General features: G+C 64.7%; 12 protein-coding genes. 8 read left to right on the top strand and 4 right to left on the bottom strand.

The window, feature by feature from the left end:
• Positions 1-222: 222 nt before the first annotated feature.
• Complete coding sequence (locus EGJ22_RS15840) at positions 223-1,134, bottom strand: LysR substrate-binding domain-containing protein (protein WP_009682715.1); 912 nt, start codon at positions 1,132-1,134, stop codon at positions 223-225.
• A 60-nt stretch (positions 1,135-1,194) separates the two neighbouring features.
• On the bottom strand, positions 1,195-1,857 hold the full coding sequence (locus EGJ22_RS15835) for an HAD family phosphatase (protein ID WP_029885415.1): 663 nt from the start codon (positions 1,855-1,857) through the stop codon (positions 1,195-1,197).
• Positions 1,858-1,949: 92 nt separating this feature from the next.
• On the opposite strand from EGJ22_RS15835, the gene lexA reads away from it, so the two are divergent.
• Genes lexA through EGJ22_RS15815 form a run of 4 tightly spaced genes read left to right on the top strand, consistent with a single transcriptional unit; the run spans position 1,950 to position 7,689 of the window.
• Positions 1,950-2,567 carry a transcriptional repressor LexA gene (gene lexA, locus EGJ22_RS15830; protein ID WP_029885416.1) on the top strand — a complete coding sequence of 206 codons (618 nt, stop codon included), beginning with the start codon at positions 1,950-1,952 and terminating at the stop codon, positions 2,565-2,567.
• Positions 2,567-3,187, top strand: coding sequence for a translesion DNA synthesis-associated protein ImuA (imuA, locus tag EGJ22_RS15825; protein ID WP_029885417.1), 621 nt, complete (start codon positions 2,567-2,569; stop codon positions 3,185-3,187). Before lexA ends, imuA begins: the two co-directional genes overlap by 1 nt.
• Before the next feature lie 6 nt (positions 3,188-3,193).
• Positions 3,194-4,612, top strand: coding sequence for a DNA polymerase Y family protein (locus tag EGJ22_RS15820; protein ID WP_029885418.1), 1,419 nt, complete (start codon positions 3,194-3,196; stop codon positions 4,610-4,612).
• Positions 4,609-7,689, top strand: coding sequence for an error-prone DNA polymerase (locus EGJ22_RS15815; RefSeq protein WP_029885419.1), 3,081 nt, complete (start codon positions 4,609-4,611; stop codon positions 7,687-7,689). Before EGJ22_RS15820 ends, EGJ22_RS15815 begins: the two co-directional genes overlap by 4 nt.
• A gap of 57 nt (positions 7,690-7,746) precedes the next feature.
• Here EGJ22_RS15815 and EGJ22_RS15810 read toward each other — a convergent pair whose 3' ends face one another.
• Both EGJ22_RS15810 and EGJ22_RS15805 read right to left on the bottom strand, forming a co-directional pair.
• Positions 7,747-8,568: an aldo/keto reductase gene (locus EGJ22_RS15810; RefSeq protein ID WP_029885420.1), complete on the bottom strand. Its 822-nt coding sequence runs from the start codon at positions 8,566-8,568 to the stop codon at positions 7,747-7,749.
• Positions 8,556-9,461, bottom strand: coding sequence for a LysR family transcriptional regulator (locus EGJ22_RS15805; RefSeq protein ID WP_029885421.1), 906 nt, complete (start codon positions 9,459-9,461; stop codon positions 8,556-8,558). The genes EGJ22_RS15810 and EGJ22_RS15805 overlap by 13 nt, the downstream gene beginning before the upstream one ends.
• Before the next feature lie 140 nt (positions 9,462-9,601).
• Between EGJ22_RS15805 and EGJ22_RS15800 the strand changes: the two genes are divergently transcribed.
• The 4 genes from EGJ22_RS15800 to EGJ22_RS15785 all read left to right on the top strand — a co-directional run bounded on the left by EGJ22_RS15800 (position 9,602) and on the right by EGJ22_RS15785 (position 13,154).
• Positions 9,602-10,300 (top strand): CoA transferase subunit A, encoded by a 699-nt coding sequence (locus EGJ22_RS15800; protein ID WP_009682727.1) that lies wholly within the window; start codon positions 9,602-9,604, stop codon positions 10,298-10,300.
• Between the two features lie 35 nt (positions 10,301-10,335).
• Positions 10,336-10,992 carry a CoA transferase subunit B gene (locus EGJ22_RS15795; RefSeq protein ID WP_009682728.1) on the top strand — a complete coding sequence of 219 codons (657 nt, stop codon included), beginning with the start codon at positions 10,336-10,338 and terminating at the stop codon, positions 10,990-10,992.
• Between the two features lie 145 nt (positions 10,993-11,137).
• Positions 11,138-12,556, top strand: a complete 1,419-nt coding sequence (locus tag EGJ22_RS15790) for a short-chain fatty acid transporter (RefSeq protein WP_029885422.1) — start codon at positions 11,138-11,140, stop codon at positions 12,554-12,556.
• A 55-nt stretch (positions 12,557-12,611) separates the two neighbouring features.
• The gene (locus EGJ22_RS15785; protein WP_029885423.1) at positions 12,612-13,154 is read left to right on the top strand and encodes a helix-turn-helix domain-containing protein; all 543 of its coding nucleotides are present in this window, start codon (positions 12,612-12,614) and stop codon (positions 13,152-13,154) included.
• The last annotated feature ends 216 nt before the right edge of the window (positions 13,155-13,370 follow it).

Below are 13,370 nucleotides of genomic sequence, written 5' to 3'. Positions count from 1 at the left end.
TGGCCCGAAACAAACGTAGGAGCGAGCGCAGCTCGCGATTGCGCCGCGCGGGCGGCGCTCGATCTCACAGGCGCTGCATATCTTCTGACAAACACCAGTCAGCCCTAAGGCGATCCCTGTGGGAGCTGGCTTGCCTGCGATGGGTCGCGGAGCGGCCCCAACTGCTCAAGTGGACAGCACTACGCTCCTGGTGCCGCCCTGCATCGGTGCCAGTGCAACAACCTAGCGCTCCAGGCTGTACATCCGGCATTCCGCCAGCAAGGCCAGCAGGTTCGGCTCCCGCTCCCGCGCCTTCAGAAACACCACGCCGATATGCTGCTGCAAACGGTACTGCGGCTGCAGGGCTATCAGCCTGACGCGGTTTTCGTAGACGGCCGCGATGCGCCCCGGCAGCAGGGCAAAGCCCACGCCCGAGCTGACCATGCTCAGCAGGGTGAAGATGTCGTTGACCTGCATGGCCACCTTTGGCTCGAAGCCGGCTTGCTGGAAGACCCGGGCGCCATCGCGGTGTGTGGCAAACCCTTGGGTCAGGGTGATGAAGGTGGAGTCGGCGAGGTCGGCCAGGTCCACCTCGGCCTGCTCGGCGAAGGGGGAGTCGGTGGGTACGGCGAGGAAGATGTCGTCGGAAAACAGCGGCAGTTGTTCGCAGGCCGGGTCGCTGACGCTCTCGTCCAGGGAGACGAGAATGGCCTCCAGTTCATGGTTTTTCAGGCGCTGCAGCAGGTCGAGGTTGGAGCCCAGGGTGAGGTCGATGTTCAGTTCGCTGCGCCGCAGCTTAAGCCCCATCACCAGCTTGGGCACGGTTTTTACCGTTAGCGAGTACAGCGCGCCCAGGCGAAAGCGCTCGGCATAGAAGCCGGCAGCTTCGCGGGTCTGGCGCACCATCTGCTCGGCGTCCTGGATCAGCAGGCGGGCTTTCTTTTCCAGTACGTAGGCGCTTTCCAGCGGAATCAGCTGCCGGCCTTCGTGCTTAAAAAGGGCGCAGCGCAGGGCGCTTTCCAGCGAGTGGATGGCACGGTGCACGCTGACCGAACTGGTGCACAGTTCGGCGGCAGCGCGGCTGAGGTTGCCGCTGCGCATGAAGGCGAGGAAGGTTTCCAGCTTTTTCAGGGTGAGTTCTTCGTCGATCAGCATGGGGTGGCCTGGGCAGCGCGGTGGTTGGGATGGCTAGGGCTTCAATAGTGCTGTCGAGGATCAAGCGCGCTGGCGTTGCTCGAGCAATGCCCACAACTGGGCGTCGTTGAAATCAGCGATGACCAACTCTGCCCCCGCTGCGCGCAACCGCTCAGGCGTTTGCGTGGTGGCTACGCCGACGGTAAGGATACCGGCCGCAGTGGCTGCAGCCACCCCCGGCAAGGAGTCCTCGAAAGCCAGCGCCTGCCCGGCCGCGGCGCCCAGCCGCTGCAGCCCGGTAAGGTAGGGCAGCGGGTCGGGCTTGGGCCGGGCCAGCTCGTCGGCCACGACCACATGCTCGAAGCGCTGGGCCAAGCCCATGGCAGCGAGCATGTGCTCGGCATTGAGCCGCGGCGCGTTGGTGACCACGCACATGCCCATGGCGTGGGCCTGGGCATGCTCCAGCAGGCGCAGCAGGCCTGGCATGGGCTGCAACGCCGGCGACATCTCCCGAAACAAGGCTTCCTTGCGGTCGGCCAGCCTCGCGCACTGTTCGGTACTGGCGCCGGGGAACAGTTCGGCGAACAGCTCGCCATTGGCCCTGCCGCTGACCTGGGCCTCGAACTGGGCCTGGCTCAGCTCGCGGCCGTCATGGTCACGCAGCAGTTGCCGAAAGGCCTGCAAGTGCAGGCTGTCGGTGTCGGTAAGGGTTCCGTCGAGGTCGAACAGCAGGGCGGTGAGCATGGGGTATCCCGTTCAGAAAGACACAAGCCGGGGGATCATAACCAATGCAGACGACGAAGGGGTCTGTTCAGCACGCGGCGAAAGGAGTACAAATGTGCTCCATGAATAACCTTACCCCCAAACGCCGCGCCATTTTCGACTTCATCCGCGAGCGCATCAGCGACCACGGGCAGCCGCCGAGCCTGGCGGACATCGCCACGCGCTTCGGTTTTGCCTCGCGCAGCGTCGCGCGCAAACACATCACCGCCCTGTGTCAGGCGGGTTATATCGATGTCACGCCCAACCAGGCGCGGGGCATTCGCCTGGCCGACCCCCTGCGCCGGCCAGAAATGCTCGAAGTCCCGGTGCTCGGCCAAGTGGCGGCAGGTGCCCCGATCGGCCCGGATCTGGGCATCCACGAGCAGTTGCTGCTCGACCCCAGCCTGTTCCGGCGCACCCCCGACTACCTGCTCAAGGTGCGTGGCGATTCGATGATCGATGACGGCATCTTCGACGGTGACCTGGTCGGCATCCTGCAACAGGCCGATGCCCGTGATGGCCAGATCGTGGTAGCCCGGCTCGACGGCGAAGTCACCATCAAGCGCCTGCAACGCGTGGGCAAGCACTACCGGTTGTTGCCACGTAACCCAGCCTATGCGCCTATCGATGTGCTCCCCACGCAGGAGTTCTTCATCGAAGGCGTGTTCTGTGGCTTGCTGAGGCGTGACTGATGGGCGCGGTGGTCGACCTCGACCGGCTGTTGGACCAGCGCCGGGTATGGCGCGGCCGGCAGGCCCAGGCGCGACCGCTGGGCCTGCAGCCAACCGGCCATGCCGCGCTGGACGAACGTTTGCCGGAAGGCGGTTGGCCGGCAGCCGCATTGAGCGAACTGCTGTTGGCGAACCCGGGTTGTGGCGAATTGCAGTTGCTGTGGCCAACCCTGGCACGCCTGAGCGCAGAAGCCAGCCGCGTGGTGTTGGTGGCCCCGCCTTTCATTCCCTATGCGCCGGCCTGGCAGGCCGCGGGGGTAGACCTGCGCTGGCTGGTGCAGGTAAACGCCGAACCCGCTGACGCCCTGTGGGCCGCCGAGCAGTGCTTGCGCTCGGGCAGTTGCGCGGCAGTGCTGTGCTGGCCCGAGCGTGCCGATGACCGTGCCCTGCGGCGCCTGCAAGTGGCGGCGGAAACCGGCCAGGCGCTGGCCTTTGCCTGCCGGCCGCAGCAGGCCGCCCACAACCCGTCACCGGCAGCATTGCGCATCGCCGTGGATACCCGCCCAGCCCAATGGCGGGTGCTGAAAAGCCGCGGCGGCATGCCGCCGGCCCTGCCCATTGCCAGCCCGTGGCAGGGCTGATGCAACATGCTCTGGGCCTGCATCCTGCTTCCGCAACTGGCGTTGGACACCGTCCTGCGCGAGCGCGAAGACCCAGCCAACCCCCTGGTCATCATTGGCGGGCCCAGCCAGCGGCGGGTGTTGCAGGCAGTCAACCCGGCAGCGGCAGCACTCGGCCTGCGGGCCGGGCAAACCCTGACCGCTGCACGTGCGCTGGCCGATGGTTTCACCTGTATCGAAACAGACCCCAGGCGCATCGAGCGCATGCAGCAACTGCTGGCCGCCTGGGCCTACCGTTTCAGTGCCCAGGTCAGCCTGCATTACCCGCGTGCGCTGTTGCTGGAGGTAGGCTCAAGCCTGCAGCTGTTCGGCCCATGGCCCGTGATGGAAGCACGCCTGCGCCAGGAACTGGCTGAACTGGGCTTGCGCCAGCGCATCGTGGTGGCCAGCAACCCGGTGGCAGCGCGTATGCTGGCCAATGCCCACGATGGCCTGGTGGTCGCCGATGCCGAAGCCACCCGTAACGCGTTGCTGAACATGCCCATCCAGCGCATCGGCTTGCCGCCAGAGGCTGCCGAAGCCTTTATCGGCATGGGCTTGCGGCAACTCGGCCAAGTGCTGGCGTTGCCGCGCGACACCTTGGCCAAACGCTTTCCCGCCCAGGTGCAACTGCACCTGTATCAGTTGCTCGGCCTGCGCACCCTGGGGTTGGACTTCTACCTGCCGCCCGATCGTTTCGAGAGCCGGCTGGAGCTGAACTTCGATGTTGAATCGCACCAGGCGCTGTTGTTTCCGCTGCGGCGCATGCTCAACGACCTGGCCGCATTCCTGGCCGGTCGCGATTGTGGCGTGCAGCGCTTTTGCCTGCACCTGGAGCATGTCGAAGGCCCGGACACGTTGCTGAAGGTCGGCTTGCTGGCCGCCGAGCGCGACGCCGCGATGCTGTTCGAACTGGCCCGTGGGCGCCTGGAGCCGCTGCGTATTCCGGCCCCGGTGCGCAACCTGCGGTTGGTCGCCGAAGACCTGCCAGCCTTTGTGCCACAACACCAGGCGTTGTTCGACCCACGGGCGCAACAGGCGCAACCTTGGGAGCAATTGCGCGAGCGCTTGCGCGCGCGGCTGGGCGATGAGGCCGTCAAAGGCCTGAGCGCGGCCGCCGATCACCGGCCCGAATGTGCCTGGCAACTGGCAGAGCAGGGGGCGCTCGGGGGCATGCCGGTGGCCCCGGGCAGTCGCCCTGGTTGGTTGCTGCCCGCGCCGCTGGCGCTGGACGAGGCTGGCTACCGCTTGCAGAGCCCTGCCGAGCGCATCGAGTCGGGCTGGTGGGATGGCGGCGATGTACGCCGCGATTACTACCGCATCGAAACCCGCGACGGCCTGCGTGGCTGGGCCTACCGTGACCTGGGCCAGGCTGGCCCGCTTTGGTTGCAGGGCTGGTTCGCATGAACTCCGCCCCGTATGCCGAGCTGCATTGCCTGTCCAATTTCAGTTTCCAGCGCGGCGCTTCGAGCGCCGACGAACTGTTCCGGCGGGCCAAAGAGCAGGGTTACCAGGCCCTGGCGATCACTGACGAATGTACGCTGGCCGGTATCGTGCGCGCCTGGCAGGCGGCCAAGGTGCACCAGTTGCCGCTGATCGTCGGCAGCGAAGTGCAGTTGCACGAGGGCCCCAAGCTGGTGCTGCTGGTTGCCGACCTGGCGGGCTACCAGAACCTGTGCGCACTCATTACCCGCGCCCGACGGCGGGCGGAAAAGGGCGACTACCAGCTTTTTCGGGATGACCTTCAGCAGCACCATCACGGTTTGCTGGCCTTGTGGGTGGCGGGCGACAGGGGCGATACGGCCACCGGCCAGTGGTTGCGCGGGCTGTTTGCTGAGCGCCTGTGGTTGGCCGTGCACCTGCACCGTGGCAGTGACGATGCCCGGCACCTGCAGGGCCAGCAAGCCCTGGCGGCCGAGCTGGGTATACGCGCGGTGGCCTGTGGCGATGTGCATATGCATGTGCGCGGCCGCCGGGCGTTGCAGGACTGCATGACTGCGATTCGCCAGCATTGCCAGGTGGCCGAAGCCGGGCGTTTTCTGTTTGCCAATGGCGAACGGCACTTGCGCAGCCCGGTACAACTGGCAGAACTCTACCCGCCCGAGATGCTGGCCGAGACCCTGGCCATTGCCCAGCGCTGCCAGTTCGACCTCGGTCAACTGCGCTACCAGTATCCACGCGAACTGGTGCCTGAAGCTCATACCCCGGCTAGTTGGCTGCGTGCTCTGTGCGAGCAGGGCTTGCCCGTGCGTTGGCCACACGGGCCGAGCGCCAAGGTGCGGCAGGTGCTGGACACGGAGCTGGCGCTGATCGAAGAACTGGGGTACGAAAGCTACTTTCTGACCGTGCACGACATCGTCGCCTTCGCCCGGCGCCAGCGTATCCTGTGCCAGGGCCGCGGCTCGGCGGCCAATTCGGTGGTGTGCTTCGTGCTGGGCATCACCGAGCTCGATCCCATGCAGCACCGTCTGCTGTTCGAGCGTTTTTTGTCACGCGAGCGCAACGAGCCGCCCGATATCGACGTGGATTTCGAACACGACCGCCGTGAAGAAGTGATCCAGTACGTGTTCCGCCGTTATGGGCGGCACCGTGCTGCGCTGACGGCGGTGGTCAATACCTACCATGCTGCAGGTGCCGTGCGCGATGTCGCGCGCGTGCTGGGTTTGCCCATGGACCAGGTCGATGCCCTGGCCAAATGCTGTGGCCGCTGGAGCGACCGCATACCCGACGAACAACGCCTGGCCGAGGCCGGGTTCGAAGCTGGCAGCCCGTTGTTGCGGCGGGTACTGATACTGGCCGGCGAGTTGATCGGCTTCCCCAGGCACCTGTCGCAGCACCCGGGCGGGTTTGTCATCTCGCAGCAGCCGCTGGACCAGCTGGTGCCGGTGGAAAACGCCGCCATGGCCGAACGTACCGTCATCCAGTGGGACAAGGACGACCTCGACATGGTCGGCCTGCTCAAGGTGGACGTGCTGGCGCTGGGCATGCTCAGTGCCTTGCGCCGTTGCTTCGACCTGCTGCAGCGCCACCGTGGCCGTGAACTGACCCTGGCGACCATCCCCAGCGAAGACCCCGCCACCTACGCCATGATCAGCCGCGCCGAGACCATGGGGGTATTCCAGATCGAGTCGCGCGCGCAAATGGCCATGTTGCCGCGGCTGCGGCCCAACACCTTCTACGACCTTGTGATCGAGGTGGCCATCGTGCGCCCGGGGCCAATCCAGGGCGACATGGTGCACCCCTACCTGCGCAGGCGGCTGAAGCAAGAGCCGGTGACCTACCCGTCGCCAAAACTGAAGGAGGTGTTCGAGCGCACCTTGGGTGTGCCGCTGTTCCAGGAACAGGTGATGGAGCTGGCCATGGTCGCAGCCGACTATTCACCAGGCGAGGCCGATCAGTTGCGGCGCAGCATGGCCGCCTGGAAACGCCATGGCGGTCTTGAACCGCACCGCCAGCGCTTGCTGCAGGGCATGTTGCGCAATGGCTACGAGTTGGCATTCGCCGAGCGCATTTTCGAACAGATCAAAGGCTTCGGCAGCTATGGTTTTCCAGAGTCGCATGCCGCCAGCTTTGCCTTGCTGTGCTATGCCAGCAGCTGGCTCAAGTGCCATGAACCGGCCATTTTCACCTGCGCCCTGGTCAACAGTTGGCCCATGGGCTTCTACAGCCCCGACCAACTGCTGCAGGAGGCGCGGCGCCAGGGCATCGAGGTACGGCCGGTGGATGTCTGCCACAGTGAATGGGACTGCACGCTGGAGCCGGATGCCCAGGGCACCTTGGCCTTGCGCATGGGCTTGCGCCTGGTCCGGGGCCTGGCCGAAGCCGACGCCAGGCGCCTGGAACAGGCCCGGGCGCAGCAGCCTTGGCGCGACGTGGAAGACCTGTGCCTGCGTGCCGGGCTGGCCACCCGCGCGCGGGCCTGCCTGGCGGATGCCGGCGCGCTTCGCGCCTTGGCCAGCGACCGACACCAGGCGCGCTGGCAGGTGGCGGCCGTGCAGGCGCAACTGCCGCTGTTTGCCGATGTGCAGGCCGTGCCGGAGGTGGCGGTGCAATTGCCGGCCCCAACAGTGGCGCAGGACCTGGTGGCCGATTACCAGGCATTGGGTACCACATTGGGGCCGCACCCGTTGACCTTGCTGCGTACGCGTCTGCGGGCACTGGGCTGCCGCAGTTCTGCAGAACTGCAAGGCCTGGAGCATGGCGACAACATCGCCGTGACGGGGCTGGTGGTAGGGCGGCAGCGGCCGCAGACCGCCAGCGGGGTGACGTTCGTCACCCTCGAGGACGAACACGGTATGGTCAACGTGGTGGTATGGCGGGCGCTGGCCGAACGGCAAAGGCGGGCGCTGGTGGGTGCGCAGTTGCTCAAGGTCAGCGGGCGGCTGGAGCAGCAAAATGGCGTGCGCCACCTGATAGCACGGCGCCTGGAAGATGTGACCGCGCTGTTGCAGGGGTTGGACGTGCGTAGCCGCGACTTTCATTAACTTCGCGGGCTTCCCCGCGGCGGCGCGGCCACGCATTCACGAAAATGCCCTGGCGGACTACACCATCGCCAAGCGCTGCTTGCGGGTGGGCGCGGGGAAGGCCAGGTCGATTGCGCGCAGGTCTTCACGGGTCAAGGCCAATGCACCCGCTGCTGCATTCAGCCGAACATGCTCGGGCGCCACGGCTTTGGGGATGGCAATGATGCCATCATCACGGGTGACCCAGGCCAGGCAGACCTGAGCCGGCGTGGCACCATGGCGCTCGGCTATTTCTGCCAGCACCGGGTGCTGCAACAAGCGCCCGGCCTGGGCCAACGGGCAGTAGGCCATGGTCGGTAGCGCGCGTTGTTGGCACCAGGGCAGCAAGTCGAATTCGATGCCCCGCTGGGCCGGGTTGTACAGCACCTGGTTGGTGGCGCAGGCAGGGTTGTTCAATTCGCGCAGGTCGTCGATATCGAAATTGGAAACGCCCCAGCGCTTGATCTTGCCCTGCTCGCGCAAACGCTCGAAGGCGTCGACGGTTTCTTCCAGCGGGTGCTGGCCCCGCCAGTGCAGCAGGTACAGATCGATGCAGTCGGTACCCAAGCGTGCCAGGCTGCGCTCGCAGGCGCTTGCCATGCCCTGCCGCCCGGCATTGTGCGGGTAGACCTTGCTGACCAGGAACACCTGGTCGCGGCGCCCGGCAATGGCCTGGCCAACCACGGTCTCCGCACCGCCTTCGGCATACATTTCGGCGGTGTCGATCAGGCTCAGGCCCAGCTCGATACCCTGTTGCAAGGCCGCTACCTCTGCCGCCTTGCGCCCAGGGTCTTCGCCCATGTACCAGGTGCCTTGGCCAATGGCCGGCACGCTCGCGCCTGCCAGTTTCACGTAACGCATGTCACCTCCGGGGGCTGTGTATTGGACAGTAGAACTTCAAGCAACGCCTGCGCTGCGGTGGACAGTTTGTGCTCGCTCAGGGCAATTACGCCAATGCGCCGCTCGACCGTGGGTTCGACCAGGGGCACGCAGCGTGCACCCAGTTCCTGCATCTGGTTGATGCACAGGGCCGGCACCGCGCTGACGCCCAGGCCGCTGGCAACCATGCGGCCGATGGTCGCCAGTTGGTGGCTTTCGAAAGCCACGGCCAGTTTGCCGTGCTGGGCGGCAACATTCTGCTCCATCAACAGGCGTACCGCCGACGGCCGCTGCAGGGCCACGAAATCTTCGGCCATCAGTTGCGCCCAACTGACCTGGTTCAACAACGCCAAGGGTGAGTCAGCGGGCACCACCGCGACAAAACGGTCCATGTACAGCGGGTGGAAGTGCAGGCCGTCGGTATTGTCCGGCTCGAAACCAATGCCCAGTTCGACTCGGCGGTGGCGCACCAGTTCCTGCACCTGTTCGTTGATCACATCGTGCACGGTGACGTTGACCTTGGGGTAGCGTTGGCGGAAGACCTTGAGCGAATGGGGCAGCAGGTTACCGGCGAACGACGGCATCGCCGCCACCGAGACCCGGCCCAGTTGCAGGGTGAAGCGTTGCCGCAGCATCTCTTCGGTATCGTCCCAGTCGGCCAGCAGCCGCCGCGCCAGCGGCAGCAGCACTTCGCCTTCGGCCGTCAGGCTGACGCTGCGGGTGGTGCGGCTGAGCAGGGCGCCGCCCAGGTTCTCTTCCAGGGCCTTGATGGTCAGGCTCAGGGCCGGTTGCGATACGTGCAGGTGTTCACCGGCCTGGGCGAAGCTCTGGTACTTGGCCACGGCGACAAAGGCGCGCAGTTGCTTGACGTTCATGACGGGCCTATCGTTTATTTTGCGAAATTTATCAATCGATGATGAAAACAAAATTAACAAATCAGTCGCTTGCGGTGAAGATGGCTACACACGCTCACCGACAGCCTCGTCGGTTCAACAACTACAAAAGGCGGATCAGCATGGCCGGACTGGACAAGCGCGTTGCAACCTACGAACAGGCCCTCGACGGGCTGACCGACAACATGACGGTACTGGCCGGTGGTTTTGGCCTGTGCGGCATTCCGGAAAACCTCATCAGCGAAATCAGGCGCCGTGGCGTCAAGGGCCTGACCGTGGTCTCCAACAACTGCGGGGTGGACGGCTTTGGCCTGGGGGTGCTGCTGGAAGACCGGCAGATCCGCAAGATGATCGCCTCCTACGTGGGCGAAAACGCCGAATTCGAGCGCCAGTTGCTCAGCGGTGAACTGGAAGTGGAGCTGACACCCCAAGGCACCCTGGCCGAAAAAATGCGCGCTGGCGGCGCCGGCATCCCGGCGTTCTTCACCGCCACCGGCTACGGCACGCCGGTCGCCGAAGGCAAGGAGGTTCGCGAATTCAAGGGCCGCAAGTACATCCTCGAAGAGTCCATCACCGGTGACTTCGCCATCGTCAAGGGCTGGAAGGCCGACCATTACGGCAACGTGGTGTACCGCAACACCGCGCAGAACTTCAACCCGCTGGCGGCCACTGCCGGCAAGATCACCGTGGTCGAAGTGGAAGAAATTGTCGAGCCGGGTGTGCTGCTGCCGAGCGAGATCCACACCCCAGGCATCTATGTTGACCGGGTGATCGTCGGCACCTTCGAAAAGCGTATCGAAAAGCGCACCGTCAAGGCCTGAGCGGCCTCCACCAGAACAACAAAGAGATCCTGACCATGGCACTGACCCGCGAACAGATGGCGCAACGCGTCGCCCGTGAACTGAAGGACGGCTACTACGTCAACCTGGGTATCGGCATTCCGACCCTGGTGGCCAACTATGTACCCGCCGACATGGATGTGATGCTGCAATCGGAAAACGGCCTGCTCGGCATGGGCGAGTTCCCCACCGAAAGCACCCTCGACCCCGACATGATCAACGCCGGCAAGCAGACCGTCACCGCCCGCCGGGGTGCCTCGATCTTCGACTCGGCGCAGTCGTTCGCCATGATTCGTGGCGGCCATGTCGACCTGACCGTGCTGGGTGCGTTCGAGGTAGACGTGCAGGGCAATATCGCCTCGTGGATGATCCCGGGCAAGCTGGTCAAGGGCATGGGCGGCGCCATGGACCTGGTGGCGGGCGCCGAGAACATCATCGTGACCATGACCCACGCGTCCAAGGACGGCGAGTCCAAGCTGCTGGCCCAGTGCAGCCTGCCGCTGACCGGTGCCGGTTGCATCCGCAAGGTGCTGACCGACCTGGCCTACCTGGAAATTGAAGACGGTGCGTTCATCCTGCGCGAAACCGCACCAGGGGTGAGCATCGAGGAAATCGTCGAGAAGACTGCCGGCAAACTGATCGTGCCGGATGATGTGCAGGAAATGACGTTCTAAGGCGTTACGCCACCCAACCCTGTAGGCGCAGGTTGCACCGCTGAGTGTGTCGGTACATTACCGGCATGGTCGCGAGTCAACCTGTACCTACAGGGTTTTTGCGTTGTCTGTTTCACCTCATAAAACCAATAAAAGGAATGCCACTGTGGCCGCTGAAATTCAAGACAGCCGTAGCGCGCGCTTTGCCTTGCGCTGCTCCAACTGGGCCGAACGCTGGTTCCCCGACTCCTGGGTATTCGCCGCCTTGGCGGTGCTGCTGGTGTGCATCGGCGCGCTGGCCATGGGGGCCAAGCCGACCGACACCGCCAAGGCCTTTGGCGATGGTTTCTGGAGCCTGATTCCGTTCACCATGCAGATGGCTTTCGTGGTCATCGGTGGCTATGTGGTCGCCAGTTCGCCACCGGCGGCACGCCTGATCGACCGCCTGGCGCGTATCCCTGGCAATGGCCGCTCGGCCGTGTGCTGGGTGGCACTGATCTCGATGCTGGCTTCCTTGCTCAACTGGGGCCTGTCACTGGTGTTCGGTGGTTTGCTGGTGCGCGCCCTGGCGCGGCGCACCGACCTGAAGATGGATTACCGTGCTGCGGGTGCGGCCGCCTACCTGGGCCTGGGCGCTGTGTGGGCACTGGGCCTGTCTTCGTCGGCGGCGCAGCTGCAGGCCAACCCGGCCAGCTTGCCGCCTTCGATCCTGTCGATCACCGGCGTCATCCCGTTCACCGAAACCATCTTTCTGTGGCAATCCGGGGTAATGCTGGCGGCGCTGGTCATCGTCTCGCTGGTCATCGCCTACGCCACGGCACCCGGGCCGAACAGCGCACGCAGCGCCGAAGCGTGTGGCGTGGACCCCAGCTTCACTGCACCGGCGGCACCCCAGCGCACCCGCCCCGGTGAATGGCTGGAGCACAGCCCCATCCTGATTCTGCTGCTGGTCGCCCTGGCTGCCGGCTGGCTGTACCAGGAGTTCGCTACCAAACCGGCGATTACCGCCATCTCCGGGCTCAACACTTACAACCTGTTGTTCATCATGCTCGGTGCCCTGTTGCACTGGCGCCCGCGCAGTTTCCTCGACGCCGTGGCGCGCGCGGTACCGACCACCACGGGGGTGCTGATCCAGTTCCCGCTGTACGGTTCGATCGCGGCCATTCTCACCCAGGTGAAGGGCGTGGACGAACAGACCCTGGCCCACCACATATCGTTGTTCTTCACCCAGATCGCCACCCACGACACCTATGCCTTGCTGATGGGCGTGTATTCGGCGGTGCTGGGCTTCTTCATCCCGTCGGGCGGCGGCAAATGGATCATCGAAGCGCCCTACGTGATGCTAGTGGCCAACGACCTGCAATACCACCTGGGGTGGGCGGTGCAGATCTACAACGCGGCAGAGGCCTTGCCGAACCTGATCAACCCGTTCTACATGCTGCCACTGCTGGGCGTGCTGGGGCTCAAGGCACGCGACCTGATCGGCTTTTCCTTCGTGCAACTGCTGGTGCATGTGCCGCTGGTGCTGGTATTGCTCTGGGCGCTGGGCACCACGCTGCAGTATGTGCCACCGGTGATGCCATGAGCGGCGGCTCCACGTATCATGCCCGGGCTGCCTTGGCCTGGGAAACACGCGTCACATGTCTATCCGATTGAAACTGCTGCGCAAGAAACTGGGAATGACCCTGGAAATGCTGGCCGAAAAGACCAGCATGACCAAAAGCTACCTGTCCAAGGTCGAACGTGGCCTCAACACGCCGTCGATTGCTGCCGCCCTGAAGCTGGCGCGCGCATTGAACGTGAATGTCGAGGAACTGTTTGCCGAAGAGCAGGCCGGCCAGAGCCGCTATAGCCTGGTGCGCCACGGCGAGCGCCAGGCGCTGGTGGGTGACGGCCAGGGCCCCGGCTATGCGGCGTTGACCAGCCAGGTGGGGCAGCGCAGCCTGGTACCGTTCCTGATCCAGCCGCCTTCGGAGTTTAGCGACCCGACCTTCAAGGAGCACCAGGGCGAAGAGTTCCTGTTCGTGCACGCGGGCCAGGTGGAGGTGGACTTCATGAACGAGCGGGTGCTGCTGGAGCAGGGCGATGCCTTGCATTTCAACGCGCAAACCCCGCATCGCCTGCGCTCGGTAGGCGCGCAGCCGGCGCAATTGCTGGTGGTCGTTCACCATGCCGAGGAATGAGCCGGGCAGGGCGCTGTTGCAGGCCTGCCTGAACCTTTCACTTTCTCATCCGTGAAACGCTGGCATCCAGCAGCTGGCTGGATGCAGCACTTCCTGTCTGTCGTTTTTTTGACGAATCTGCCTGCCGCCCATTGAATTTTATTATGGTGTCGGATCATTGACGTAGTGTCACTGTGCCCATAAGCTCAATTCAACAGCGACACAAACCCCGCACTA

Source organism: Pseudomonas sp. p99-361 (genome assembly GCF_003935475.1).
GTDB lineage: Bacteria > Pseudomonadota > Gammaproteobacteria > Pseudomonadales > Pseudomonadaceae > Aquipseudomonas > Aquipseudomonas juntendi.
Note: the sequence above shows the minus strand (reverse complement) of the source record. Positions and strands in the feature narration are given on the sequence as shown.

What these genes read in the sequence shown, in the direction of transcription:
- EGJ22_RS15840 (WP_009682715.1), bottom strand. Translation starts at nt 1,134, where the DNA reads ATGCTGATCGACGAAGAACTCACCCTGAAAAAGCTGGAAACCTTCCTC.
- EGJ22_RS15835 (WP_029885415.1), bottom strand. Translation starts at nt 1,857, where the DNA reads ATGCTCACCGCCCTGCTGTTCGACCTCGACGGAACCCTTACCGACACC.
- lexA (WP_029885416.1), top strand. Translation starts at nt 1,950, where the DNA reads ATGTGCTCCATGAATAACCTTACCCCCAAACGCCGCGCCATTTTCGAC.
- imuA (WP_029885417.1), top strand. Translation starts at nt 2,567, where the DNA reads ATGGGCGCGGTGGTCGACCTCGACCGGCTGTTGGACCAGCGCCGGGTA.
- EGJ22_RS15820 (WP_029885418.1), top strand. Translation starts at nt 3,194, where the DNA reads ATGCTCTGGGCCTGCATCCTGCTTCCGCAACTGGCGTTGGACACCGTC.
- EGJ22_RS15815 (WP_029885419.1), top strand. Translation starts at nt 4,609, where the DNA reads ATGAACTCCGCCCCGTATGCCGAGCTGCATTGCCTGTCCAATTTCAGT.
- EGJ22_RS15810 (WP_029885420.1), bottom strand. Translation starts at nt 8,568, where the DNA reads ATGCGTTACGTGAAACTGGCAGGCGCGAGCGTGCCGGCCATTGGCCAA.
- EGJ22_RS15805 (WP_029885421.1), bottom strand. Translation starts at nt 9,461, where the DNA reads ATGAACGTCAAGCAACTGCGCGCCTTTGTCGCCGTGGCCAAGTACCAG.
- EGJ22_RS15800 (WP_009682727.1), top strand. Translation starts at nt 9,602, where the DNA reads ATGGCCGGACTGGACAAGCGCGTTGCAACCTACGAACAGGCCCTCGAC.
- EGJ22_RS15795 (WP_009682728.1), top strand. Translation starts at nt 10,336, where the DNA reads ATGGCACTGACCCGCGAACAGATGGCGCAACGCGTCGCCCGTGAACTG.
- EGJ22_RS15785 (WP_029885423.1), top strand. Translation starts at nt 12,612, where the DNA reads ATGTCTATCCGATTGAAACTGCTGCGCAAGAAACTGGGAATGACCCTG.